The 24,580-nt window shown below is 57.7% G+C and carries 23 protein-coding genes and 1 pseudogene; 17 read left to right on the top strand and 7 right to left on the bottom strand.

Annotated features, from left to right (window positions below; translation table 11 throughout):
- Window positions 1-178 precede the first annotated feature (178 nt).
- Window positions 179-604, bottom strand: a complete 426-nt coding sequence (locus tag QR290_RS14220) for a cupin domain-containing protein (RefSeq protein ID WP_289205260.1) — start codon at window positions 602-604, stop codon at window positions 179-181.
- Between the two features lie 123 nt (window positions 605-727).
- Window positions 728-1,630: a transcriptional regulator GcvA gene (locus QR290_RS14215; protein WP_289205259.1), complete on the bottom strand. Its 903-nt coding sequence runs from the start codon at window positions 1,628-1,630 to the stop codon at window positions 728-730.
- Between the two features lie 108 nt (window positions 1,631-1,738).
- Here QR290_RS14215 and gstA point away from each other — a divergent pair, with 108 nt between their 5' ends.
- Window positions 1,739-2,353, top strand: a complete 615-nt coding sequence (gene gstA / locus QR290_RS14210) for a glutathione transferase GstA (RefSeq protein WP_115077665.1) — start codon at window positions 1,739-1,741, stop codon at window positions 2,351-2,353.
- 155 nt (window positions 2,354-2,508) lie between these two features.
- On the opposite strand, the pseudogene QR290_RS28670 reads toward gstA, so the two are convergent.
- Window positions 2,509-2,700, bottom strand: a pseudogene (locus QR290_RS28670) (hypothetical protein); the annotation flags it as partial.
- Between the two features lie 158 nt (window positions 2,701-2,858).
- Between QR290_RS28670 and QR290_RS14200 the strand changes: the two are divergent.
- Window positions 2,859-3,455 carry a paraquat-inducible protein A gene (locus QR290_RS14200; protein WP_115077663.1) on the top strand — a complete coding sequence of 199 codons (597 nt, stop codon included), beginning with the start codon at window positions 2,859-2,861 and terminating at the stop codon, window positions 3,453-3,455.
- The gene (locus tag QR290_RS14195) at window positions 3,452-4,123 is read left to right on the top strand and encodes a paraquat-inducible protein A (protein WP_115077662.1); all 672 of its coding nucleotides are present in this window, start codon (window positions 3,452-3,454) and stop codon (window positions 4,121-4,123) included. Before QR290_RS14200 ends, QR290_RS14195 begins: the two co-directional genes overlap by 4 nt.
- A 6-nt stretch (window positions 4,124-4,129) precedes the next feature.
- On the opposite strand, the gene QR290_RS14190 is transcribed toward QR290_RS14195, so the two are convergent.
- A complete protein-coding gene (locus QR290_RS14190) occupies window positions 4,130-4,879 on the bottom strand; it encodes an SDR family NAD(P)-dependent oxidoreductase (RefSeq protein WP_007955220.1) in 750 nt (249 codons plus the stop codon).
- A gap of 164 nt (window positions 4,880-5,043) precedes the next feature.
- On the opposite strand from QR290_RS14190, the gene QR290_RS14185 reads away from it, so the two are divergent.
- From QR290_RS14185 to QR290_RS14150, 8 genes are all read left to right on the top strand, one after another.
- Window positions 5,044-5,940, top strand: coding sequence for a LysR family transcriptional regulator (locus QR290_RS14185; RefSeq protein ID WP_115077661.1), 897 nt, complete (start codon window positions 5,044-5,046; stop codon window positions 5,938-5,940).
- Between the two features lie 115 nt (window positions 5,941-6,055).
- A complete protein-coding gene (locus QR290_RS14180; protein WP_289205258.1) occupies window positions 6,056-7,048 on the top strand; it encodes a zinc-binding dehydrogenase in 993 nt (330 codons plus the stop codon).
- 120 nt (window positions 7,049-7,168) lie between these two features.
- Complete coding sequence (locus QR290_RS14175; protein WP_289205257.1) at window positions 7,169-8,023, top strand: putative selenate ABC transporter substrate-binding protein; 855 nt, start codon at window positions 7,169-7,171, stop codon at window positions 8,021-8,023.
- Entirely contained in the window at window positions 8,020-8,817 is a 798-nt protein-coding gene (locus QR290_RS14170) for a phosphonate ABC transporter ATP-binding protein (RefSeq protein ID WP_289205256.1), read from the top strand. The genes QR290_RS14175 and QR290_RS14170 overlap by 4 nt, the downstream gene beginning before the upstream one ends.
- Entirely contained in the window at window positions 8,811-9,638 is an 828-nt protein-coding gene (locus QR290_RS14165; protein WP_289205255.1) for a PhnE/PtxC family ABC transporter permease, read from the top strand. The genes QR290_RS14170 and QR290_RS14165 overlap by 7 nt, the downstream gene beginning before the upstream one ends.
- Window positions 9,635-10,402, top strand: coding sequence for a phosphonate ABC transporter, permease protein PhnE (phnE, locus tag QR290_RS14160; protein ID WP_289205254.1), 768 nt, complete (start codon window positions 9,635-9,637; stop codon window positions 10,400-10,402). The genes QR290_RS14165 and phnE overlap by 4 nt, the downstream gene beginning before the upstream one ends.
- 192 nt (window positions 10,403-10,594) lie before the next feature.
- Entirely contained in the window at window positions 10,595-11,437 is an 843-nt protein-coding gene (locus QR290_RS14155) for a DUF4062 domain-containing protein (RefSeq protein WP_289205253.1), read from the top strand.
- A 28-nt stretch (window positions 11,438-11,465) separates the two neighbouring features.
- Window positions 11,466-12,926, top strand: coding sequence for a P-loop ATPase, Sll1717 family (locus QR290_RS14150; RefSeq protein ID WP_289205252.1), 1,461 nt, complete (start codon window positions 11,466-11,468; stop codon window positions 12,924-12,926).
- Between the two features lie 104 nt (window positions 12,927-13,030).
- Here QR290_RS14150 and QR290_RS14145 read toward each other — a convergent pair whose 3' ends face one another.
- A complete protein-coding gene (locus QR290_RS14145; RefSeq protein ID WP_289205251.1) occupies window positions 13,031-15,469 on the bottom strand; it encodes an AAA family ATPase in 2,439 nt (812 codons plus the stop codon).
- 300 nt (window positions 15,470-15,769) lie between these two features.
- On the opposite strand from QR290_RS14145, the gene QR290_RS14140 reads away from it, so the two are divergent.
- From QR290_RS14140 to QR290_RS14115, 6 genes are all read left to right on the top strand, one after another.
- Window positions 15,770-15,988 (top strand): hypothetical protein, encoded by a 219-nt coding sequence (locus tag QR290_RS14140; protein WP_011333849.1) that lies wholly within the window; start codon window positions 15,770-15,772, stop codon window positions 15,986-15,988.
- Window positions 15,989-16,531: 543 nt separating this feature from the next.
- On the top strand, window positions 16,532-16,891 hold the full coding sequence (locus tag QR290_RS14135; RefSeq protein ID WP_289205250.1) for a DUF6124 family protein: 360 nt from the start codon (window positions 16,532-16,534) through the stop codon (window positions 16,889-16,891).
- 310 nt (window positions 16,892-17,201) lie between these two features.
- Entirely contained in the window at window positions 17,202-18,176 is a 975-nt protein-coding gene (locus tag QR290_RS14130) for a quinone oxidoreductase family protein (protein WP_289205249.1), read from the top strand.
- Window positions 18,177-18,212: 36 nt separating this feature from the next.
- Window positions 18,213-19,142: a LysR family transcriptional regulator gene (locus QR290_RS14125; protein ID WP_289205248.1), complete on the top strand. Its 930-nt coding sequence runs from the start codon at window positions 18,213-18,215 to the stop codon at window positions 19,140-19,142.
- A gap of 181 nt (window positions 19,143-19,323) precedes the next feature.
- Window positions 19,324-20,613 (top strand): OmpP1/FadL family transporter, encoded by a 1,290-nt coding sequence (locus QR290_RS14120; RefSeq protein ID WP_289205247.1) that lies wholly within the window; start codon window positions 19,324-19,326, stop codon window positions 20,611-20,613.
- Between the two features lie 64 nt (window positions 20,614-20,677).
- Window positions 20,678-21,190 carry a hypothetical protein gene (locus QR290_RS14115; RefSeq protein WP_115077647.1) on the top strand — a complete coding sequence of 171 codons (513 nt, stop codon included), beginning with the start codon at window positions 20,678-20,680 and terminating at the stop codon, window positions 21,188-21,190.
- A gap of 12 nt (window positions 21,191-21,202) precedes the next feature.
- Here QR290_RS14115 and aspT read toward each other — a convergent pair whose 3' ends face one another.
- Entirely contained in the window at window positions 21,203-22,894 is a 1,692-nt protein-coding gene (gene aspT / locus QR290_RS14110; protein ID WP_289205246.1) for an aspartate-alanine antiporter, read from the bottom strand.
- 25 nt (window positions 22,895-22,919) lie between these two features.
- Window positions 22,920-24,530 carry a mechanosensitive ion channel family protein gene (locus tag QR290_RS14105; protein WP_115077645.1) on the bottom strand — a complete coding sequence of 537 codons (1,611 nt, stop codon included), beginning with the start codon at window positions 24,528-24,530 and terminating at the stop codon, window positions 22,920-22,922.
- Window positions 24,531-24,580: the final 50 nt, after the last annotated feature.

The raw sequence follows: 24,580 nt of genomic DNA, 5'->3' as shown, positions 1-24,580 counted from the left end.
AACCGTAACTGAGAGTAATGCAGGGGGAAAAACCAACGAAAATCTTTGCAGTAAAACCGACACGCGGCAATCAAACGAAGGTGTTAAGGGAGCAGTTCCATTCCAGACTGCCCGGCTTGGGACGTCAGACGCAAAAAGGCCTGCCACATCGGCAGGCCTTCTTCGTTCTGGCGGGGCGTTATTGCTTGAGAATCAGCAGCGGCTCGCCCTTCTTGACGATATAAGTCGCCAGTTCCGAGCCCTTCTCGTTACCGACGTTCTTCGCGATATGCGCCACGCCCGCCGGGATGAACAGCGAATCCCCTGCCTTGAGCGTCACCGGCGCCTGGCCTTCAAGTTGGTATTCGAAAGTGCCGCTGACCACATAAGCCACTTCCACACCCGGATGCGCATGCATGGGCGAAGTAACACCCGGTTCGAAATCGACGCGGGCCTGGATCACTTCGCGATCCGCAGCGCCCAGATCCTGACGAACCAGATCGGTACGGCTCAGGCCCTGTTGCCAGCTTTTCGCCGGGGCGGCGGATGGGGTGTCAGCCGCGTGGGCGAGGCCGGTCAGCGAAACGAGTACGGCGGCAGCGGTCATCAGAAGTGTGCGGCGCATGGTGTTGCCCTCTTGGAAGTAGTGATGTGTTGGCGGCTACTTTGGGCGAGGCATGTACGCGGGATGTGTCCTGAGCTCGGGGTTTGTTACCTGATTGTGTATGGCGGCGGGATGGATACATGGTCATACAAAGGGTTGGGCCAGCACCTGCGAAAGCCAGCCTCTGAATGCCACGATCTTTTTCGATTCGGCCTGATCGTGGGGCGTGACGAGGTAGAAGCCGGAATCGGATTTCAAGCGCAAATCAAACGGCGCTACCAGCCTGCCCGCCCGCAAGTCGTCATCGACATAGGTCGAGCGACCGATGCACACGCCCTGCCCGTCTATCGCGCTCTGCACCGCCATCATCGCCAGATCGAATGTCAGACGCGAGCCTTTGGCCTTGAGCGGTGGCTGGCCTGCCGCATGCAGCCAGTCGTTCCAGTCATTGGCGGTCAGGCCGCTGACATGCAGCAACGGGTGATGGGTCAGATCCGCTGGCGTCTTCAAAGGCTTGTCGCTGGTCAGTAATCGCGGGCTGCACACCGGAAAGATTTCGTCGGACATCAACCAGTCGGCGCGCAACCCCGGCCAATTCCCGTCGCCGTAGCGGATCGCCGCATCGATGCCGCCCTTGCGAAAATCCACCAGCTCGGTGGAGGCGCTGATCCGCACATCAATCTGCGGATGCGCCTCGCGAAACGACGGCAGGCGCGGCAACAGCCATTTGGACGTCACCGACACAAGAGTGCTGATGGTCAGGACGCTGTTGTTGCTCGACTCCAGCAGCTTTTCAGTCGAGTAACGCAACTCCAGGAACGCCGAACGGATGCCGGGCAAGTACGCATTGCCCTCGTCGGTCAACGCCAGGCCGTCCTTCAAGCGCATGAAAAGACGCACGCCCAGCTCATCTTCGAGGCGACGGATCTGATGGCTGATCGCGGTTTGCGTGACGTTCAGTTCTTCGGCGGCGCGAGTAAAGCTCATATGCCGGGCGGCACATTCGAAGGCTCGCAATCCATTGAGCGATGGCAGTCGGGGAAGCATACGACCTCTTCAGTCCATGAGATTTTGTCATACGCTAACACTACATTTGTCCTTTGCGAAGCGCCGTGGCGATAGCGGATTCTGAGGCTCTACCTGCAAGGAGATCCCATGAAACTGTACTTCGCCCCCATGACCTGTTCGCTGTCGCCTCACATTGTGCTGCGCGAGCTGGCGCTGCCATTCGAGCTGATCCGCGTCAACAACCAGACCAAGCAAACCGCCGACGGCCGGGACTTTCGTCAGATCAATCCAAAGGGCTACGTGGCTGCGCTGATGCTGGACAACGGTGAAGTGCTGACCGAAGGCCCGGCGATTCTGCAGTACCTCGCCGACCTCGTACCCGGTCATTCGATGGCCCCGGCCAATGGCACCTGGGAACGTTCGCGCTTGCAGGAAATGCTGAACTTCATCAGCTCGGAAATTCATGGCGGCAGCGCGCCGTTGTTCAGCAACGAAATCCCGGAAACCACCAAAACGATCTTCAAGCACAAACTGTTCAAGCGACTGGATTACCTGAACCGCATCCTCGCCACCCAACCCTTTCTGATGCAGGCGTTCGGCGTAGCGGATGCCTATCTGTTCACGGTGTTGAAGTGGTTGCCGACGTTCAGTATCGCCATCGACGACTGGCCAGCGCTGGCGAACTACATGACGCGCATCGCTGAGCGCCCCAGCGTACGGGCGGCTATCGCGGCAGAAGAAGCCACGCAACCGGTGCTCTGACACGACCGACTGCGCTGAACGCTCTCAAATGGGCCGTCGCGCAGTCAGGCGCCCGACTCCGGATCGCTCGCCGGCAGGCCGCGCGCTTCTCTGTCTTCATCATCCTTGTCGGGGCTCTGCGGGCCCGCGCCATTATCTGCGAGGTTGCTGCCATCCTGCGGATGTTCAACCGTCACCGAATCGGTGGCGGCCACATCGCTCATGTCTTCTTCAAGTGGTGCTTCATCGTCCGGCGGCAATGGGACTGGCGACTCATCCTTGCGCGGATCATGACCAGTTTCGTTGTCGGTTGTGCGCGTCACGGCCTGTTGTGACCGGTTGCCGGGTGCATTTTCATCAATGTCCATGGGGGTTCTCCGTTCTGCTGCGGGATATTCGTACCTGAACGTGTGAAACGAGTGAGTGGTGGTTAGTGCCCGGCATTGGACGAATGGCGCCCCGGTTGCCGAATGCCCCAGCGCTTCTATAGTGAAGAGGTTCAAGCCCTTCTCCCGTCGAGCGCCCCATGGCCAGCACCGATCAACTGATCATCTGCGAGCATTGCGACTGCGTGTACGAAAAAGTCACGCTGGCCAAACACCAGAAGACCCTCTGCGTGCGTTGCGGCGGCGTGCTCCAGCGCTACAACGGCCTGAGCGTGGAGCAGCGCCTGGCGCTGAGTTTCACGGCGGCGATGCTGTGGCTGTTCGCCAATTTCTACCCGGTGATGAGCATCAGCATGAAAGGCCTGAAAAACAGCGCGACCCTGTGGGATTCGGTACTGGCCCTGAGTCAGGGGCCGATCACTTTCATGGCGATGGTCGCGGCGATCTCGATCATCATCGCCCCGGCCTTTCAGTTGGTTTTGCTGATCTGGGTCTTGAGCTTCGCCCTCGCCTCGCGCCGTTGTCCGGGGTTCAAGCTGTGCATGCGCTGGCTGGAAACGCTGCGGCCGTGGAGCATGCTCGAAGTGTGTTTACTTGGCGCGATGGTGGCGGTGTTCAAACTGGCGGGCATGCTTGACGTCATTCCCGGCATCGGCCTGTTTGCGCTGGCCGTACTCAGCCTGTTGCTGATCCGCATCGCCGGGCGCGACGTGCGTGAATTGTGGGAGATCCTGTGAAACGACCACCGACGGCAACTGAACTCAACCTCTGCCTGTGCCACAGCTGCGGGCTGGCTTGCGACATGACCGGCGAACCGCACCAATGCCCGCGTTGCGAAGCGCCGCTGCATCGGCGCAAGACCAACTCGCTGACCCGCACCTGGGCCTACATGTTCGCCGCACTGGCGTTTTACATGCCGGCGAATCTGCTGCCGGTGATGAACACCACCCTGCTCGGCAGCGGCGCCGACAGCACCATCATGAGCGGCGTGCTGGAGTTCTGGGAACACGGCGCGTGGGACATCGCGCTGATCATCTTCATCGCCAGCATCGCGGTGCCGGGGGTGAAATTCGTCGCGCTGACGTTGCTGCTGGTCACCGTGCAACGGGACAGTCATTGGGCGCGCAAGGAGCGTTCGAAGCTGTACCGCTTCGTCGAGCTGATCGGCTATTGGTCGATGCTTGATGTGCTGGTGGTCGCGCTGGTGGCGGCGCTGGTGAAATTCCAGGCGCTGGGGGATATCGAGCCGCGACCGGGGATTCTGTTCTTCGGCCTGGTGGTGGTGTTCACGATGTTGTCGGCGATGAGTTTCGACCCGCGCGCGATTTGGGATAACGCGCCGGACGAAGAAACGGAAGAACCCCGGCACTCGACTGAACAAGTGCCGGGGCATCAAGCGACTTAAGTCAGATCAGATCTGCGCAGTGCCGCCGTCGACGAACAACTCGATGCCGTTGACGAAGCTGCTGTCATCCGAAGCCAGGAACAGCGCAGCCTTGGCAATCTCGCTCGGCTCGCCCAGACGCCCGATCGGCACTATCGACGCCAGTTGATCGAACAGCCCCTGCGTGTGTTCCGCTGGCACCAACCCTGCCAGACCTGGGGTGCGCACCGGGCCGGGGCTGATGGCGTTGACGCGGATGCGCCGTGGTTTCAGATCCAGCAGCCACGACCGGGCGAAGTTGCGCACCGCCGCTTTGCTCGCGCTGTAGACGCTGAAGTTCTCCGTGCCCTGCACCGAAGTGGTGGATGAAGTCAGCAGAATCGATGCGCCATCGCGCAGCAGCGGCAAGGCCTTCTGCACGGTGAACAGCGTGCCCTTCACGTTGGCGCCGAAAATCCGGTCGAAGTGTTCTTCAGTGATCGAACCCAGCGGCAGCATGTCCCCGCCGCCGGCGTTGGCGAACAGGATATCGAGGTGCCCGGCCTTCGCGGCGATCTCGCTGTAGATTCGGTCCAGATCGTCCAGCTTCGCCACGTCGCCCTGAATGCCGATGGCTCGCGGGCCGATGGCGGCGACCGCTTTGTCCAGTTCGGCCTGACGACGGCCAGTGATAAATACCGTGGCGCCCTGGGCGACGAATTCCTGCGCCGAAGCCAGGCCGATGCCGGTGGTGCCGCCAGTGATCAGTGCGATTTTGCCTTCAAGTCTGTTGCTCATGATGAATCTCCAGTAACCGTTTCAAGGTAGGTGACGGGTCGTAGGTGAGCCGTTGGAAGCGACTTTAGGCCGATCGATTGAATTGAAAAATCCGCTAAATCGGTTTTGTTTGTGCACAGACATGCACAATACTCAGCCCTGTCCAATCCACCGAGCCCGAGCCGATGAATCAGTTAATGGCGATCCGCACCTTCGCCCGCGTCGTGGAAAGCGGTTCATTCACCAAAGCCGCCGACTCGCTGAACCTGCCGAAAACCACGGTCAGCAAACTGATCGGCCAGCTGGAAAACCACCTCGGCGTGCGCCTGCTGCAACGCACCACCCGCCGCCTCACCGTCACGGCCGACGGCGCTTCCTATTACCAGTTGACCCAACAACTGCTGCATCAACTGGACGATATCGATCAGGGTTTCAGCCAGGCGCAAGGCCTGCCGCGCGGCAAGATTCGCGTGGACATCGGCGGCTCGACCGCGACGATGCTGGTGATCCCCGAACTGCCGAAATTCTTCGAACGCTATCCGGACATTCAGGTGGATCTGGGCGTCAGCGACCGCCCGGTGGACCTGATCAGCGAACGCGTCGACTGCGTGATTCGCGGCGGCCCGCTGACCGAACAAACCCTGGCCGTGCGCCGCCTCGGCGAAGTGTCCTGGACCACCTGCGCCACGCCCGACTATCTGCAACGCCACGGCACCCCGAACCACCCGCTCGAACTGGCCAGCCATCAGGTGATCGCCTACCGCTCGGCCTCCACCGGCCGCATCCTGCCGTCGAACTTCCAGCGCAACGGCGAACGCCATCAGATCGAAGGCAAAGGCCTGATCAGCGTCAACGAGAGCAATGCACATCTGGCGGCAGGCCTTGCAGGTTTGGGGATCATCCACACCTTCAACTACACGGTGAGGACGGCCATCGAGCGCGGCGAGCTGGTGCCGATCCTCGAAGATTGGCGGCCACCGGCGTATCCGTTTCATGTGCTGTATCCGCCGAACCGGCATTTGAGCAATCGGGTGCGGGTGTTTATCGATTGGCTGGTGGAGCGGTTTGCGCAGGTCGATTGAAGTGCTGCGGGGCATTGCTGATTTTTACGCAAAACACCTTTGACCCAAGGCCGGTTCTTCTCATGCACGTTGCCACCGATACTGGCGGCCATCGACTGTCATGGGAAATCGCACAATGCAAACCGATTACGCTGCCTGGGCCTGGACAACCGGCCAAGGGCTGGATGGCCTGACACTGACCCGCAAACCCCTCGTGCAACCCGGCCCCGGGCAAGTGCTGGTGGCCAACCGCGCCATCGCCTTGAACCCGGTGGACTGGAAGATCATCGAGTGGGGCCATCCCGCATGGAGCACCGGTCGCGTGCCGGGTGTCGACGGCATGGGTGTGGTGGTCGCGGCCGGCGCCGGCGTGACACTGCAACCCGGCAGTCGCGTGGCGTATCACCAATCATTGGCGAGCGATGGCAGCTTCGCCGAGTACTGCCTGCTGGACGCCGCCACCGTGCTATCGGTGCCCGCCGCGCTCGATGATGCGGCCGCAGCGTCACTGCCCTGCCCCGGTTTGACCGCGTGGCAAGCCGTGGAAAAAGTCCCCGCAAATGGCGCGGTCGATGTGCTGGTGATCGGCGCCGGCGGTGCGGTCGGCCTGCTGCTGGTGCAACTGGCGGCACAACGCGGATGGCGGGTCTGGGCGACTGCATCCGGCGCGCATCATGCAAAGCTCAAAGCCCTGGGCGCAGTCGGCGTATTCGATTACCGCGAACCGGACTGGAAAACCGCACTCACGGCCAGCCTCGGCGAACGTCGTTTGCATGCAGTTTTCGACACAGTCAGCGGCGCTCACGCGGCGGAAATGGCCGACCTGCTGGGCTACAACGGCCATCTGGTGTGCATTCAGGATCGTCAGGAAACAGCGCCGCTGCTGGCCTTCACCACCGCGATTTCGTTGCATGAAGTGGCCTTGAACAGCTTCCATGCCCACGCCAGCCTGCACGATCGCCAGACCTTGCGCCGCAACGGCGAACACCTGCTGCAAGCCCTGCTCGACGGCAGCCTGATCGGCCCGACGTTGCAGATGTTCGACTTCCGCGAACTGCCCCAGGCCTTGCGTGCCTTGAAGGACGGCGCGGGTGGCGGGAAATGGGTGGCGCGTTTGCCCATTGCCTGACAAGCAACCACGGCCCGACTCCCTCGCAATCGCGCCGTTTCGTCTAACCTGACCTTGCACCCGACGATGACTGCCCATCGTCGGCGCACTGATCTTGATGCCCACGAAACGGAGAATTCCATGCTCAAGCGAACCCTGGCACTGACCGCTGGTTTGGCCCTGTCCCTGTCCGCCGTGCTGGCGCAAGCCGCGGAGGTGTTGAAGGTCAGCGCGATTCCCGATGAAGCCCCGACCGAGTTGTTGCGCAAGTTCGAGCCGCTGGGGTCTTATCTGGAGAAGCAACTGAACATGAAAGTCGAATTTGTGCCGGTGGCCGACTACCCGGCAGTGGTCGAAGCATTAGCCACCAACCGTCTCGATCTGGCTTGGCTCGGTGGTTTCACTTTCGTCCAGGCGCAGTTGAAAAGTGATCCAAAGGTCATTCCGCTGGTGCAGCGCGAACAAGACGCCCAGTTCACCAGCAAATTCATCACCGCCGACCCGAACGTCAAAAGCCTCGCCGACCTCAAAGGCAAGACCTTCGCCTTCGGCTCCGTGTCGTCCACCTCCGGCAGCCTGATGCCGCGCTATTTCATGCTCAAGGACGGTATCAAACCGGAAAGCTATTTCAGCCGCGTCGGCTACTCCGGCGCCCACGACGCCACCGTCGCCTGGGTGCAGGCCGGCAAGGTCGACGCCGGTGTGCTGAACGCCAGTGTCTGGCAGAAACTGGTGGACGCCGGCAGGGTCGACACCAACAAGGTCAAGGTCTTCGCCACCACTCCGGCCTACTTCGATTACAACTGGACCGTGCGCGGCACCCTCGACCCGGCGTTGGCGGCGAAGATCAAAAAAGCCTTCCTCGACCTCGACCCGGCCAACCCCGAGCACAAGAAAATCCTCGACTTGCAGGCCGCCAGCCGTTTCATCGAAACCAGCCCGGACAATTACAAAGGCATCGAGGAAGCCGCCCGCGCCGCCGACTTGCTGAAATGACGCTGCGCCTCAACAAGGGTTTTCTGCACCACACCAATGGCGTGGAAGCCCTGCGCGGCGTGGATTTGCAGATCGAGGCCGGCGAGCAGGTGGCGATCATCGGCCCGTCCGGCGCCGGCAAATCCAGCCTGCTGAATCTGCTGGCGACCGCCATTCGGCCCAGCAGCGGCGACATCGAAGTGCTGGGCGAGCGCGCCTGGCATTTGTCCGCCCGCCAACGACAACGCCTGCGTGCGCGCATCGGCCTGGTGCATCAGGCGCCGCCCCTGCCGCCCCGGCAACGGGTGGTGACGGCGGTGCTGGCCGGCAAACTCGGGCAATGGAGCCTGGGCAAAAGCCTGATCAACCTGCTGCATCCGCTCGACGTGCCCGGCGCCCGCGCCGCACTGGCGCGACTGGATCTGGCGGACAAACTCTTCAGCCAATGCCAGCAACTGTCCGGCGGGCAATTGCAGCGGGTCGGCATCGCCCGCGTGCTGTATCAGGCGCCGGAAGTGTTGCTGGCCGACGAACCGGTCTCGGCGATGGACCCGGTGCTGGCCGGGCACACGCTGTCGATCCTGTCGCGCCATGCCCGGGAGCACAACGTCACACTGGTCGCGAGCCTGCACGCGGTGGAACTGGCGCTGTCGCACTTCCCGCGCATCGTCGGGTTGCGCGAGGGGCAGATCCTCTTCGACTGCCCGTCCGCGCAGGTCAGCCGCGACATGCTCGACACCCTCTACGCCAACGAACAACTGCAATCCCCGGCGCCCGCCGTCGCGCCGCTGATTGTGCAGATTCCGCGATGCTGAGCGCCGACACCCGCGACCCCGCAGCGCTGCCACGGTTGCTGCTGACCGGGTTGGCGATTGCCTTGCTGTGGCCCGGCATTCAGCTCAGCGAGCTGGATCTGGGCGTGCTGTTTCACGCCGACAGCCAGAGCGAAATGGGCCGTTTCGTGTCGATGTTCTGGCCACCAGAGCACGATCGCGAGTTTCTTCAATTACTCCTCAAAGCCACCCTGCAAACCCTGGCCATCGCCACCGCCGGCATGGCCCTGGCGTTGCTGTTGGCGGTGCCGGCCAGCCTGCTCGCCAGCCGCGCCCTGTCGCTGACCGCCGCCTCCCGCAGCGGACGCCCTAGCCTATTGGGCAGACTGCTGCGCTGGCCGGTGCGCGGGCTGCTGATCTTCCTGCGCAGCGTGCCGGAAATTGTCTGGGCGCTGCTCTTCGTGCGCGCCGTCGGCCTCGGTCCGGCGGCGGGCGTGCTGGCCATTGCGATCACCTACAGCGGCATGCTCGGCAAGGTCTACGCCGAAATCTACGAGTCCACCGACCAACGCCCGGCCCACGCCCTGCTCCAGGCCGGCAGCGGCCGCCTCGCCAGTTTCGCCTACGGCGTGTTGCCCAACGTCGCGGCGGAACTGCTCTCCTACACCGTCTACCGCTGGGAATGCGCCATCCGCGCCTCGGTCGTCATGGGCTTCGTCGGCGCCGGCGGCCTCGGCCAACAGATCGACCTGTCCATCCGCATGTTCGCCGGCGGCGAAGTCGCCAGCATGCTCCTGACCTTCCTCTTCCTCGTCCTCGGCGCCGACCAACTCAGCCGCCTACTGCGCTGGAGGCTGGCATGAAACGCCTGATCAATCCGTTGCTGATCCTAGCCATTGTTGCGGCCGTCATTGCCTCGTTTGCCTACCTGGGCCTTGATCTTGAAGAACTCGGAAGCCCCAACAGCCTGAAACATATGGGCCTGTATGTGGCGCGATTTCTCAGCCCGGACCTCAGCGCTGACTACCTAAGCGCCATCCTGCGCGGATCAATGGAAACCCTCGCCATGTCCGCCCTCGGAACCCTTCTTGCCGCTGTGCTGGGCCTGCTGTTGGCGCTCCCCGCCGCTGGCCGGTTTGGCTGGTTTTTTCAGAGTGCTGCGCGCCTGCTGCTCAATGCACTGCGTGCGATTCCCGAATTGGTGTGGGCTGCGTTGATGGTGCTTGCGGCTGGGCTTGGGCCGAATGCCGGGACATTGGCCCTGGCCCTGCACACCACGGGCGTATTGGGACGGTTGTTTGCTGAAGCGCTGGAGAACACGCCGCCGGAACCGGCGGATGCAATTCGGTTGCAGGGGGGGAATCCGGTTTTGGCGTTCTGCTACGGCACGCTGCCGAACCTGGCGCCGCAGTTGCTGGCGTATTGTTTGTATCGGTGGGAGAACAATATTCGGATGGCGAGCGTGCTGGGGTTTGTCGGGGCTGGGGGGTTGGGACAGATGTTGTATGTGAGCTTGAGTTTGTTTCAGGAGGCGCAGGCGGGGACGGTGATTTTGGCTATGCTGATTTTGGTGTGGGGGGTGGATTGGTTGAGTGGTTGGGGTCGGGGGCGGTGGGTTAAGGCATAAGGAGGGATAATTTCTGCTTCAGACATTCGTAGGCGTAGAAACCCTGATGATCGCTCGCTTCTTGTGAGAGCCGTCAGAACTATTGGTCTCGAGTGCGAAAACGGCGTGTTTGAAGCGGTGGACGGCGGCAAGACTTCGTGGCACCTTTGATGTCATGTTGCCACCTAATACAAAACGCACTAAGGAATGAGCATGAGTTATGAAGCAGAAGTTTTTAATGTGATGATCGCATCACCAGGAGACGTAAAAGCCGAACGCGCTCAAGCCAGAGAAGTTATTCACGAATGGAATGCAGTGCATTCTAGATCCCGAAAAATTGTTCTCTTGCCTATTGGATGGGAGACACACTCTGCTCCAGAAATGGGATCTGAACCACAGACGATTATTAACAGACAGATTCTGGAAAAGTGCGATTTGTTGATTGGAGTTTTCTGGACGAGAGTCGGTACCGCTACTACTGAGTATGCGAGTGGGACTGTCGAAGAAATTGAAAAACATGTGAATGCCGGCAGACCGGCCATGTTGTATTTCTCCAGCCAACCTGCGGCTTTAGACACAGTAGACCACAACCAATACAAACTCCTGACAGACTTCAAAAATACTTGTCGACAGCGAAGTCTGTACGAAGGATATGAAGATATATCAGACTTCCGCAATAAATTCGCAAGACAACTACAGATTACAATAAACGAAAATAAGATATTCAAAATTGACGATTCTCTAGGAGCCGCACCACCCGCACCGACCCAAAGAAACATTCCAAGCTTGTCCTATGAAGCAAGATCGTTGTTAAGGGAAGCTTCTAAAGATTCACACGGCACCATAATGCACATCCGCTACATCGGCGGAACGGACATACAAACAAATGGTAAAAACCTTATCGACTCCAGTGAGCGTAGAGAAATCGCCAAATGGGAATCGGCACTTGAAGAACTTACAAAGTTTGAGCTTGTTACGGCTCGCGGTTCCAAAGGCGAGGTATACGAAGTAACAAACTTAGGCTTTAGCCTCGCCGACACCTTGGGAACCGACTAAATAATTAGTTTTACCGAGCACTAAATAAATGATCTCAATAAACCTTCGCGACAAAAAATTATTTGGAAATGAAGCAGGTGAAGATGAAGACCTCGATCATCTAAACGCATACTACATTGAGAACAATGACTTTGATGATTTTTATGAAAAAGAAGAAAAATTATCCATCGTCAGTGCTCGAAAAGGCATGGGCAAGTCCGCACTTCTTTCTCGACTTTATTACAAACTCAACAACGACCCACTATATGACGACCCGATCATTATTCGAGTAAAAGGTAATGAGCTATTAGGTCTAGGACATTTCACCGGATGCGACCATTCGCTTTTAGAAAACTACTGGAAGCAAATAATCTGCAAAAAAATCCTCATGGAAATTGGTGCCAATATAGGAGTAGCTTTATCTGACGACACCATGTCAATGGTAGAGCTTGCTGAACTCGATGGGTTAAAAAGCAAAAACATAATAGGCGCACTGATATCCCGAACCTTAGGAAAAATACCCTTACTTGGTGTTGAGTTACAGAAATCCCTTCCCACCAACTTCGAGACTTTGCTGAAGCGATATCAGGATTCCGAGGAGCGGAAGCATGTATGGTTGCTTATCGATGATATCGACGCAAAATTTCAGAACAACTCCGAAAGTCAAGCAAGAGTCGGATCGTTCTTTAGTGCAATTCGGTCTCTTGCATTCGACTACAAAGGGCTGAATATACGTTCAACCGTACGAAGTGATGTGTGGTCATGCCTAAGGCACCTAGAAGACCTGGATAAACTACAGCAGTATATAATTAACATATTTTGGACCAAGCGCCAGATGCGGGACATGCTTGCACAAAAAATTCTTGTTTATATCACCAACAATCATCCAACCTCACCAGAAGCAAAATTTAAAATAACTACAGACTACAACAAGATACTTGACATGGTATTTACATCACCCATTGAGTGGGCAGGTAATAAAGAGGCAAAATTGTTCGATGCAATATCTGCCTTTTCCAATAGAAGACCTCGCTGGATGGGGCAACTTTGCCGTATGGCAGGAAAAAAAGCAAAAGAAAAACCCACCACTCGAAAGATAACGCTTGAGCATATAAACTATATTCTTTCCGATTTTGGAGCCAACCGCAGAGACGACCTAATCAAAGAGCACATTCATCAATTCGACGAACTAAACCATCTTATCGATGCATTAAGGGCAACAAAAAAAGAATTTTCATGCTCTGATTTGGAAGAAACATTGGAGCTTAATTTTTTACGAGGAAGAACTAAAGATGACATCCCTCCAGTTGACGGAAAGCCCTATTCTGGCGTTGAGGATCTTGCTGACTTCTTATACAAACTAGGCCTAGTATCTCACATACATTTAGATGGAAAAGAATTCACACACTTCACGGACGACCCTGATTTATATCGCTCTACAGAAAATCGCAGAAACAACGTCAAATGGTCATTGCACCCATCGTATCGTAAGTTTCTTAATATTCACTAACAAAACAAAACAAAACAAAACAAAAGAAAAAGAAAAAGAAAAAGAAAAAGGGGTCAGATTTATTTTATAAAAAATCAGCCCCCTTTTGTCCATGATCAAGCGATTCAGAATGGAATATCAGGGTCCGAACCACCCGCCTCTGCCGGGAATGGCTCAGGAGGCTGCGCCTCAGTGGGGATTACCAAAAGCGCAGAAGTGTTCAATGGCTTGGTGGCACCTTTATCATCAGATGCTCCTGGAATTATGATTAGTGCATCTGCACCAACGGCAGCCTCACCTGCTTCGCCGACCATTTCCTCATCCTCCGTCGGCTCCTCAATAAGATCTAAATCGACAAAGTCTTGCCCCATCATCATTTTATAATGAGGCATATGCTCCATAGCCTTAAAGACCTTGAAGAAGATCTTCATATAGCTGTGCGCCATACCATCGCTTATTGCCACATACAGATCGTCTGGCGAATAGTGAGATCCGTCATTAACCCAACTAATCAATGATTGGCATTGAACCTTTTCCTGCCCTCCAAACTTCTCGATAATAACATGCGTATCTATGCCTCCTAGGATCTTGAAGTAGTTTTCCAGAATCCTGCGCATAGTATTTTGTATTGTAAGCGTCGGCAATGGCTTTCTCGCCAATTCTGCCCACAACAGTTGATATGACGTTTTAATAGGATTATTCTCAAAGCCTTCAATTTTTGAGAAATTATCAGGCTTGCGTACTACCCAAAACGTCTCATCCTTAATGGAAGCATCTCCAGTTCTGTTGGGGTTAAAGGTGATTTCTTTATGAAAGTGCACGTTATGAGTCAAGACAAAGACCTGTTTTAGGTTATTTCCCTTCTGGCGAACCTCGTGAAAAAGCTTTTTTATTAAGCTGCTCACGATAAACAGAACATCGCTATCCAGGCTTGAAACCGGGTCATCAATGACGACTATTCGATCAGTACTAATCCCCGAAGTTTTGATACTTCCCCTGAGCAAATGATAGAAATACAGAAAAGTTACGAAGGTCTTTTCGCCTTCGCTAAGTGTTGCTTTAGCGTCAGTTCCATCGCTTCGAATCAGCCGATATGAATTATCGGCACACGCAGGATCCAGGGAGAAGCTTCGAAACCCAAAATCTTTCAAAATTTTATTGATTGCAATGACAGTAGGTCTCACGCTTGTCAGCGAAGTTTCAATTGTTGCAATTTCTGCATCAGCCGTTGATATATCTAGCGTTGCCCTATCCATGCTTGCAGTGAAGCTATCAATTGCTTTAGCGACACCGCCAGCATCTTTTGCATAATCAGTAAGAGTATCTTTGAGCTCAACATCAAGAAGATATCGCCACACTGCACCTGTTAACTTACCCTGCTCAACGGTAAACCCCGAAACAAGACGATTGTGTTCAGCGACCTTGATATTGGCTGAGTTTATCAGTTCAGAAACTCTAAGCGGAATCTCCGCAAAACCCTCCAACGCTACATCAACACTGGGACTAGCTACCTTCTGATCAATGCGCTGCCTGTTCACTAGTATGATTGCATTCAAGGCCTGCAACTCAAGATCAAGCTTCTCTTTATCTAAGTGAGAACAATTCGTGGCTAGGATTGTTTGAGCCTGAGCTAATAGCTCATCTGTTACAGAACTATAAATATCCCGAAACTGCGAAAGCGCTTTAGTATCTGCCTCAAATGTTTCGTCGAAATAGTCCGCCAGGCTTTTTTCGAACTCATGCGGCAGTTTCTGTTGACAGAAAGGACAGTCATCGTCGGCATTTACCAAGTACTTCAAACCTTGCCTAATCCAGTCACTGTTCCCTAGGTGCTGGATCATCGCGGAAACATTGACATCCTCTTTACCAACCACTTTCTTGCTCAGGATAGGGTCTTGTTCAAACGCAACTAAACGAGACAGGTCAAGGTTGGAGACAGCATTCATGGGTGATGGTGCATCAACATAAAGGACCTGTGCGCGCTTGCGCAGGTCTTCGATACTAACCAGCTGGGAGGTGTTACTTTTTCTTTCTTGTAACACTCTGTTCTTGAACGCCTCCCGGTTATTTCGCAGGCCTTTGAAAGCACCCTGAAACTCATCGTCGTACTTCTGCTTTTGTTCCCAACACCGTGCTACTAAGTTCGCTTCCAGAGCATTTTTTTCACCGATCTTCCCACTCTTGCCGTCCGGGCCATTCAGGTTTTCTTGCGCTTTAGTTTTGAACAACGCGTGGCGGTCTCTTTCTTTCTTCAACTCTTCCAGCCGATCAAGTTGCGCTTGCTCGGCCTGTCCCAGCGTGAAAACACCTTTGAACTGCTTCGAATCTGTGAAATTCGTAGCGATGAAATCGTTGTTGTAGACCATTGCCGGAATCGGATTGCCCTTCGCCCATGTTACTTTGGACGTAGTTGATAGTGCTGGGTCGTTTATGAGCCTGCTGATCGTTGTCTTACCTGCTCCGTTTGCACCGTAGAAGTAGTTCACGACCTTCAGGTTTTGAATCGTTTCAGGGGTTATGGGGCTGTAGGTAGCTATGCCAGAAAGAGTGATCGATTCAATCATGTCTCGCATCCGTAGAGGGAGGAAATCAGAGAACGAGCCAAGGGGCGGCCCTATATATGAAGCACGTCACACAACAAGCAGTGGCCTTCTGACACCTCAGCGTAGACCACTACAGCTACCTGTGAAGACGGTAGAAATCTATGGCTACCGCCGCGTGTCTTTCGAATACAAACCGCCCGATACGATGAGTTGGGCGTTGTGGTGAAACAGGTCTCCTTGAACCATGAAGGCAATGTGATAGCATGCGTTCGCTCCCCCCGGAGAGGGGGATTTCTCTAGATCCCGCAAGGAATATGCCCCGTGAAAGACTTCGTCATCAGCGTCAACAACACCGTCCTCTATCTCTCCCTGGCTTTCATCTGGCTGGTCGCTATCGTCGCGATTTTCACCAGCGGGTTCTTGCCGGCGCTGGGTATCTTCGTGGCCGGCACCCTGTGCTGGTGCATCATTTCCGGCTTCTGGTTCGTCCAGTCGGCGACCTACGAAGAACTGCGCAAGCTGAACGCTAGCAAGAACTGAAACATCAGGGTGAAGCCGTAAGTGCCCCGCCCTACCCCTGAGCGCTTGGTTCCGTGCCAAGCGCTTCTCTCTGCTGCGAACTACTCGTACGCCCCCGCCTTCTCCGACCTCTAAATAGCTTCGCCCTTTCCCTTTCAGCCGATAAGGGACGGGACTGTTTCTCAAGAATTAAGCCCCCCACCTTTGAACGCTTAAACAGCTCCGTTTAAGGCAACCCGCCGTAACTTCCCCAAGGCTACAACGCCTTGCGTCATTGCCTACGACTACGCCAGAATCCGCCGGCTTGTGTGTCTACAGCGCGGGTTCTATCGTTTCCGGGTCACTGAAAAACAGTGATGGGGTTTGGTAGCCCGAGACAAACACAAGATGCAGAGCACACCATCGCGGCGGTCAATCGCCCCGGTTTTATGGTGGCCATGCACAGGGCGTCTTCGGGCGCGCCGGTCTCCTTGTGTCCCGGTCTACCAACCTGCGTATGGCCACCACCCAACGTTTGGTAGCGTGTGGGTGATGGCTCCTGATGACGACACAAGGAGTTTCACCATGATCAAACCAACACCCAACCCACCCGAAACCGACCCCACCTCCCCCTACGAATCCCCCCATTCCAAAAAACTCCACGACGCCGCCGAGCGTGCGCTGGATCACTACCTATTCCCCGCCGCCGGGATCATGTCGTCCTTGAACGAGCCCGAGCGGATGTACCTGGCCAATCCGAAATACAACACTGAATGCCTGCTGGCCAACGCCAGCGAAAACCTGGGGGCGGCCAGTGAGATGCTCAGCAATTTCGCGGCCACGCTCGATCCGTCGCATCGCAAGACGGCGATCGGTATTGCGCAGGTGGTGATGATTGCCGAGCTGGCGGTGAATCAGGCGCTGGATCACGTCGAGGTAGCGTAACCCGGCGATAGCTGTAGTAGCCGTTCGTGGCGGCTTCTATAGCGCGATTTGTTGAGCCTCCCGCTGCTGCAGGAAAAAGCGCGGCTCAAGAGGTTATGGAATGCAAAACAGCCCGGGCCGACACCCTCGTTAACTACGAAGGGCGTCGGCCCGGGCTGTTTGCGTTTCAATAAAGGGCATTGAATTCGAACCACGGGGCCTTGATCCAATTACTGCATTGAATGCACATATGAATTGCAATTAACCCAACTAGTGCTCCCCACACAGGCCTTTAGACTCTCCCCACGATCAACGTAAGGGAGCGTTCAACATGGTCACCACCGCCGTCATCCATCAAACCGGTGAGCCTCAGGTCATTCAGCTTGAGCAATCCACCGCGCAAACTCCCGGCCCCGGCGAGGTTTGGCTTGAGCAGTTCGCCATTGGCGTCAACCCGCTCGACTTGAGCCAACGTTCCGGTGCCGCACCGTTGGCTTTGCCTTCCGGACTCGGGCTTGAAGGTGCCGGGCGAGTTGTGGTGGTAGGTGCCAATGTGACGAACGTGGCCGTCGGCGACCGGGTCGCTTACGCCACGGGCCCTGTCGGCGCGTATGCCAGCGCCCGCCTCTATCCGGCCAATCGGCTGGTGAAGATTCCCGACAGTCTGAGTTTCGAGGACGCGGCGGCTGTGCTGTTCAAGGGCATCACCGCGCAGTATTTGCTCAAGTCCACTTACCCGGTCGGGCCGGGTTCGACGGTGCTGATTTACGGTGCGGCCGGTGCGCTGGGGCAGATCATGGTGCCGTGGGCGAAGCATTTGGGGGCGGTTGTGATTGGTGTGGTGTCCAGCGCCGAGAGTGTCGAGCGGGCCCGATTGGCGGGTTGTGATGAGGTGTTGGTGTTCGATGAGGCGACGCTGGCCGACGCGGTGGTCGACATCACCCAGGGCAAGAAAGTGGATGTGGTGTACGACCCGATTGGCCGGGTGTCTTTCGAGGCGTCGTTGAATTGCCTGCGTCCGCGCGGGTTGCTGGTGTCGTTCGGCATGGCGTCGGGTGCGCCGGCGCCGGTCGAGATCAGCACTCTGAATGCCAAGGGTTCGTTGTTCCTGACCCGACCGTCCCTCGCCGCCCACACCGCCACGCCGGAGGAATACCAGCAGCGTGCAAAGGACGTGTTGCAAGCGATTGACGCCGGTATCATCCAGCCCAATGTCGGGCGTCGCTATCCGCTGGCGGACGCCGCCCGGGCTCATGCCGATCTGCACCGGGGCGGGTTGCCGGGGTCGGTTGTGCTGGTGCCTTGAGTCTTTTTCCGCGTCATCCACGAGGGTTGTCGTCGCATGGATCTGTTCGATAGCCGTCAGGCCGATGAAGTCGCCACCCTGCTGGCCCTGGCCGAGCACGGCTCGTTTGCGGCGGCGGGCCGGACGTTGCAACGCCATCCCTCGGTGCTGTCGAAACGGCTCAGCGCGCTGGAGTCGCGGCTGGGGGTGCGGCTGATCGAGCGCACCACCCGGCAACTGCGTTTCACCGATGAGGGGCAACGGCTGGTGGCGCGGTTCGGGCATGCGGTCAGCCTGATCGCCGAAGCGGAGCAGGATGCGCGCGAAGGGGCCGCCGAGGTTCGCGGGCGTTTGCGCATCGCCCTGCCGGCTGCCATGGGGCGGCTGTGGCTGGGCGATATCGTTTCGGCGTTTGCCCTGGCCCATCCGAACGTGGCGCTGGAAGTTGAATATGCCGAGCGCTTCGTCGATATCGTCGCCGAGGGATTCGACGCAGCGATCCGCATCGGCGAACTGGCGGACAATCGGCTGGTGGCGAAAAAGCTCTGTGATCACCGCCGAATCCTGTGCGCCGCGCCCTCCTATCTTCAACAGCACGGCGAACCGAAAACACCGGGGGATCTTGCCGATCATCATTGTCTGGGATTCACCGGGCTGCATTCGTATCCCGAATGGCGACTGACTCGCGGTGATGACAAACAAACCGTCAAAGTCCGCAGCCGTCTGGTCAGCAACGACAACGAAGCGCAGTTGTGTGCCGCGCGCATGGCCGTGGGGATTCTGGCTGGCGGTGACTGGCTGATGACCAAAGATTTGCGCGAGGGGCGTCTGGTGCGGGTGCTTCCGGAGTGGCAACTGGATGCCGACACGGGGGTATATCTGGTACGGCCGTCGGCGCGGTTCAACACGGCGACGACTACGGCGTTCAAAGACTGGATCGAGGGCGCTTTTGCCGAAGGTGCGCCTTGGGTGACGCTGCCCCGCTGACTTGTCCGCGAGCACACCCGACCGACCTCACAAAATCGCCACTTGAAAGCGACCACTCGTCGTTTCTCTGCCGGAACGTCCAATCACTACTAATGTTTATCTGACTTCAAGACAACCTCGAAGAAACCGGTAGTCGCAGTTCAGACATTCAATGTGTTGATGATTTCGCAGAGGACGCGCCATGACTGTAAGCCGATACGCTCGCCGACTCAGTGTTTCTGTTCTGGCCCTGGGTTTTCTGAGCAGTAATGCTCAGGCCGGCGGCATTCTTATTTATGAAGCAGGCCAGGAAGGTAATGGCCTGGCCAATGCCGGGGCCGCCGCATTGGCGACCGATCCCAGTGTATTGATGAGCAACCCCGCCGGACTCACCGAACTCAAAGGCACGCAGATCAGCGCCAACGGGCAGTTGATTCTGGGTCACATGCGCTTCTCCCGCGACAGCAACAACCAGTTTGATGGCAACGAAGGCGGCAATGCCTTGCAGTATCTGCCGGGTGCCAGTTTGTTCGTCAGTCACCAGATCGATGATCGCTCGGCCGTCGGTTTTGGCATGTATGGCAACTTTGGGCTGGCCCTGGATTACGACGACGATTGGGCAGGTCGATATTTCAATCAGGAAGCCGCCGTCATTGGCGTGTCCTTTCAGCCGACACTGGCGCACAAGTTCACCGATGACCTGTCGATCGGCATCGGCCCGCGCATCATGTACGCCTATTACAGGAATGAAACAGCGATCAACAACAACCTGCTCGGGCTGCGCGACAGTCCCGACGGCCAGCTTGAATACAAGGACACCGACGTCGGCGCCGGCATCAATCTCGGTCTGCTTTATCGCTTGAGCGAACGCACGCAGATCGGTCTGGCCTACACGAGCAAGATCGACCTGGAGTTCAAGGACAGCCCGAGCGTGCGCAAGGTCGATAACCCGATCATCAATGCCGCCCTGCGGCGCCTGGACGTCGACTCACTGGAGCTGGACATGTCGGTGCCGCAAACCGTTCTGCTCAGTGTCGCCCACGACCTGAGTCCGGAATGGAAACTGCTGGGTAGCCTCGGTTGGCAGGACTGGAGCCAGTTCGGCGAAATCGGCGTGGAGGTCGACGCCAATGCGGCCGACGTCAGCCGGACCGCCGACCGCAAATACAAAGACACCTGGCACGCTTCGGTGGGGGCGCAATACCAGATGACACCGCGCCTGCGCTGGAGCATGGGGCTGGGGTATGACAGCTCCGCCGTGGATGACAAGGATCGCACTGTCGACAACCCCATGGGCGATGCCTGGCGTCTGGCGACAGGCGTGAATTACAAGATCGATGAAGGGCTGGATGTCCATGCGGCCTACACCCTTGTCTGGCTCGGTGATATGGACGTCGAGCAGACCAAGTCCCGCTCCGGGGAAACCCTGTCTGGCACCTACCGAAACGCCGCGCTGCACATCATCGGTGGCGGCGCGACGTGGCGTTTTTGAGCCTTGAATGCCGAGGCACTTTTGTCTCGGCTAACCGTTTTCCTGACTTCTGAAGGACGCCGATATGAGCCCGGTGATAAACAAAATCAAACATGAATTCATGAAGGCGCTTCCACCCACGATTTTCTTTTTCGTGATCTTGCATATCGTTGCTTTGATCCGTGCGCTGATGATCAAAGGGTCGGGGGTCGATCTTCCGGTTTCAGCCTCTGTTCTGATCGCGTCGCTCATACTCGGAAAGTCGGTTTTGGTCGCGGACATGCTGCCCTTCATCAACCGTTTTCCCGATAAGCCGCTGATCTGGAATGTCACCTGGAAGACGCTCATGTACAACCTGGTCGCGCTGATCGTCCATTATCTGGAGCGGCTGTACGACTACTGGAAGGAAGCCCCGAGCTTCATGGATGCGAACGCGCTGCTGTGGTCTTCGATGAACTGGCCCCGGTTCTGGGCGGTGCAAATACTGCTCATCACGCTGATATTCATGTATTGCGTTATCGCGGAACTGGCTCGGGTCATCGGACGTGACCGGCTGAAGGTGATGTTTGTGGGGCCGCTTCCACCGATACAGCGCTGAATCGGCGAGCCCCTAACCCGCCACCACAAAAATGATAATGGGGCCACAAACAGCCAACAGCACGTTGGATACCGCATAACAAACCGTGAAGCCGATCACCGGTGTATTGCTGCCGGACTGCTCGATGATCTTGTTCATCGAGGCGGCTTCGGTCTGCGCTCCGGCCAGACCGCCGAACAGCACCATCGGGTGCAGGCGCAGTATGTAGCGACCGAAATACAACGCCACCAGCGGCGGCAGAATGGTCACCACTGCGCCGGAGATCAGCAGTGACAGCCCTTGCTCTTTCATCGCCTCAAACGCGGCGGGCCCCGCCAGCAAACCGATGACCGCGCCGAAGGCCGTCAGGCCGAATTCGGAAAATGCCCATTGCGCAGCCGGAGGCAACGCGCCGATTTCCGGGTGGCGCGAGTTATACCAACCAATGGCCAACGCCACCACCAGCACCCCGCCGCCGATGCCCAACTCCACCGGAATCATGCCGATGTGCGTGGACAGCAGCCCCAGCAATGCCCCCAGAACCATGCCCAGGGTGTGCATCGCAATGTCGCTTTTATAGCCCTGCTTGCGAATCCGCCCCAGGCGCTGCGCCAACGCTTCGACGCTGGCGGTGCGCCCGGTCACGCGGATCACGTCACCCCGACGCAGGACGGTATTGGGCAGCAGCGGCAATTCGTAGCCTTGCCGGGTGATGGTGTTGAGAAAACAGCCCAGCCTCTGGGTGTTTTTCAGTTGAGCCCGGGCTTCGTGCAGGGTCTTGCCGGCGAATTCTTTCGAGGTCAGGACGATGTCCGCCTCGCGGGTTGGAAACGACAACGACTGTGGATGATCGATTTCCGGCCCGATCCAGTGGCTGAGCGTGCCGACCGCCTCACGCAACGCATACACGCCGACGATATCGCCCTCCATGAGCACGAAGCTTTCATCGCGCTCGATAACCTTCCCGCCTCTCACCACGCGCTCGATGCTGAGCGCGTCGTGCAGTTTTTCAAGCTCGGCGATGGACTGTCCGCTGGCCTGGCCAACGGCTGCCACCTGATGGGCACGCACGACAATGCGGGTATAGGAAACGGTGATCGCGTCCTCGTCTTTCTCGATTCCCAACTCCAGTTCCAGCTCGCGTGCCGAGGCCTTGAGGTCGACCCCGAGCAACCGTGGCGCAATGCTGCCGACGAAGACAATCAGGCCGATGGTGCCGAACAGGTAGGTGATCGCATACGCAATGGCCATGTGGCTGTTGAGCGTGGCCTTGGCGGCGCTGTCGATCGGCAGTTGGTTGAGCGCACTGGTGGCGGTGCCCATGATCGCGGTGTCGGTCAGCGCGCCGGCGCCGAGCCCGGCGGTGAAGCCCGCGTCGAAGCCGTAGATCGCGTTCATCAACAGGATCGCGCCCAGTGCCGTGGCACACAGCACCACGGAAAGCACCACCAGTTTCAACGTGCCCCGATTGAGGCTACCGAAAAATTCCGGCCCGCTCTTGAACCCGACGGCGTAAATGAACAGCACGAAGAAGATCGACTTCAATCCTGCCGGCACTTCCAGGCCGATCTGCCCGATCAGCAAGCCCATCAGCAATGCGCCAGCCACAGAGCCTAAGTGGAAGCTGCCGATGTGCAGGCGACCGATGAACACGCCGGAAGCAATGGCCAGGAACACGGCGATTTCGGGATCGGCGCGCAGGGCATTCAGGAAAAATTCGAGCATCTGACGGACTCCCGCTCAACGCCGGTCAAGTATCTTTCGGTTCTTTGGCCGGTGCCGCGAACCAGTTTTCTTTGGGTACTCGTTTTTCTTGTTCGGGATCGCCCAGATAGTGCGGCGACATGATCTGCACGCCGTATTCGTTGAACACATCCTGAATGTTCGCGTGCAGCATGCTCAGCAGCTCCGCGCGCGGTCGCGGCAGGCTGGGAATGGCCTGGGCCACCAGGCGATATTCGGGGTAAAAATCAGACAGCGCGGTCTGGAACACCTGCGCCGGCGGGTCCTGCAATACACCGGGCGTGCGCCGTGCCGCCTCCAGCAACATCGCTTCCACCTGGCGCCACGGGGTGTCGTAGCCGATGGTCACGACCGTATCGACCACATAACCCGCCCCTTGCACGGTGCGCGAATAGTTCTTGGTGACGGTGCCGGTGATCATCGAATTGGGCAGGGTCAGCACTTCACCCAGCCCCGTGCGGATGCTGGTGGTGAACATGCCCAGTTCGGTCACGGTGCCTTCGTATTCGCCGATGCGCACGAATTCGCCGGGGCGCAAGGTGCGGGTGTACGTCAGGATCAACCCGGCAGCCGCCTGCCCCACTACGCTGGTGGCCCCCAGCGAAATCATCAGGCCGATCAGTACCGACAAACCCTTGAACGCGTCGGTGTCCGCACCCGGCAGATACGGGTAAGCCATCGCCAGTGCAAACAGCCAGATCGCCAGCGAGGTCAGGCGCTGAGTCGGTTGCAGGGTTTCGTAGTTGAGCCAGCTGAAAGTGCCCGGCGTCGCCATGCGCCGCAGCACCCGCCGACTGAAGGCCGAGGCGCCACGGGCAATGAAAAAGATCGCCAGGGCCACACCCAGACCGGGGATCGCTCCGACAATCGCTTGCAGCAGATAACTGGCGACTTCGATCAGGTAGTTGTTGAGGCTTTCACCCCACGGCCGGGTGTAAGGAAACCGTGAAAGGACAAAGCCCAGCCATTCATACGTCAGCAACAGAATGACCAGCCAGCGCAGCAGCCAGAACAGGCGTATCACCAACGGATAAAGGTAGTTGGCATCGATGACCTGCACCTGCCCCACTTTCAGCGCGCGGGTGTGCCGATGCATCAGATCGGGCAAGCGCTGCAGCAACCGGCGCCGCAACCAGGCGAGGCTCCACAGCAACGCCAGGTAGATGCCCGTCGCGACGGCGGCCAGACCGGCCGAACGCAACATCAGGTGCAAGCTGCGCGCTTCGCGGGTTTCCGCCACAACAAGTCGCAGCTTGTCCGCCGCCCCCTGCGCAGCCTGCTGCACAGAGCTGTATTCGAGTTCGTCGACGTCCTTGGGCGCGACGATAAATGCACGCCGGTTGCCCAGCAGCACCAGGTAGTCTTCCTGAAGGGGCTCAACGGCCACCGTCGGCGCATCCGACTCATCCAGTGCTTCGCTGATGACGGTTCTGGCGCGTTTCGCCCGCGAAGCCGGTGCCTCGCCCAGCAACGTGGCGCGGAACACCATGATGCTGCGATTTGCGAGTTTCAGCTCGACGGAATCATCAGTCGCCTTGGGTTCGTCCACGGCCAATGACAGTGCCGACCAGCACAGACCGCAAATGACCAACAGGACGGCGAACAACCTGCTTCGCATAACCGGTTTCCTTGCGCCACGGGTGTGAGGACTGAGCGTTCAGATCGCAG

Origin of the sequence: Pseudomonas fluorescens (assembly GCF_030344995.1) — a bacterium.
GTDB lineage: Bacteria > Pseudomonadota > Gammaproteobacteria > Pseudomonadales > Pseudomonadaceae > Aquipseudomonas > Aquipseudomonas fluorescens_BF.
This window is presented reverse-complemented; position numbering and strand designations above follow the sequence as displayed.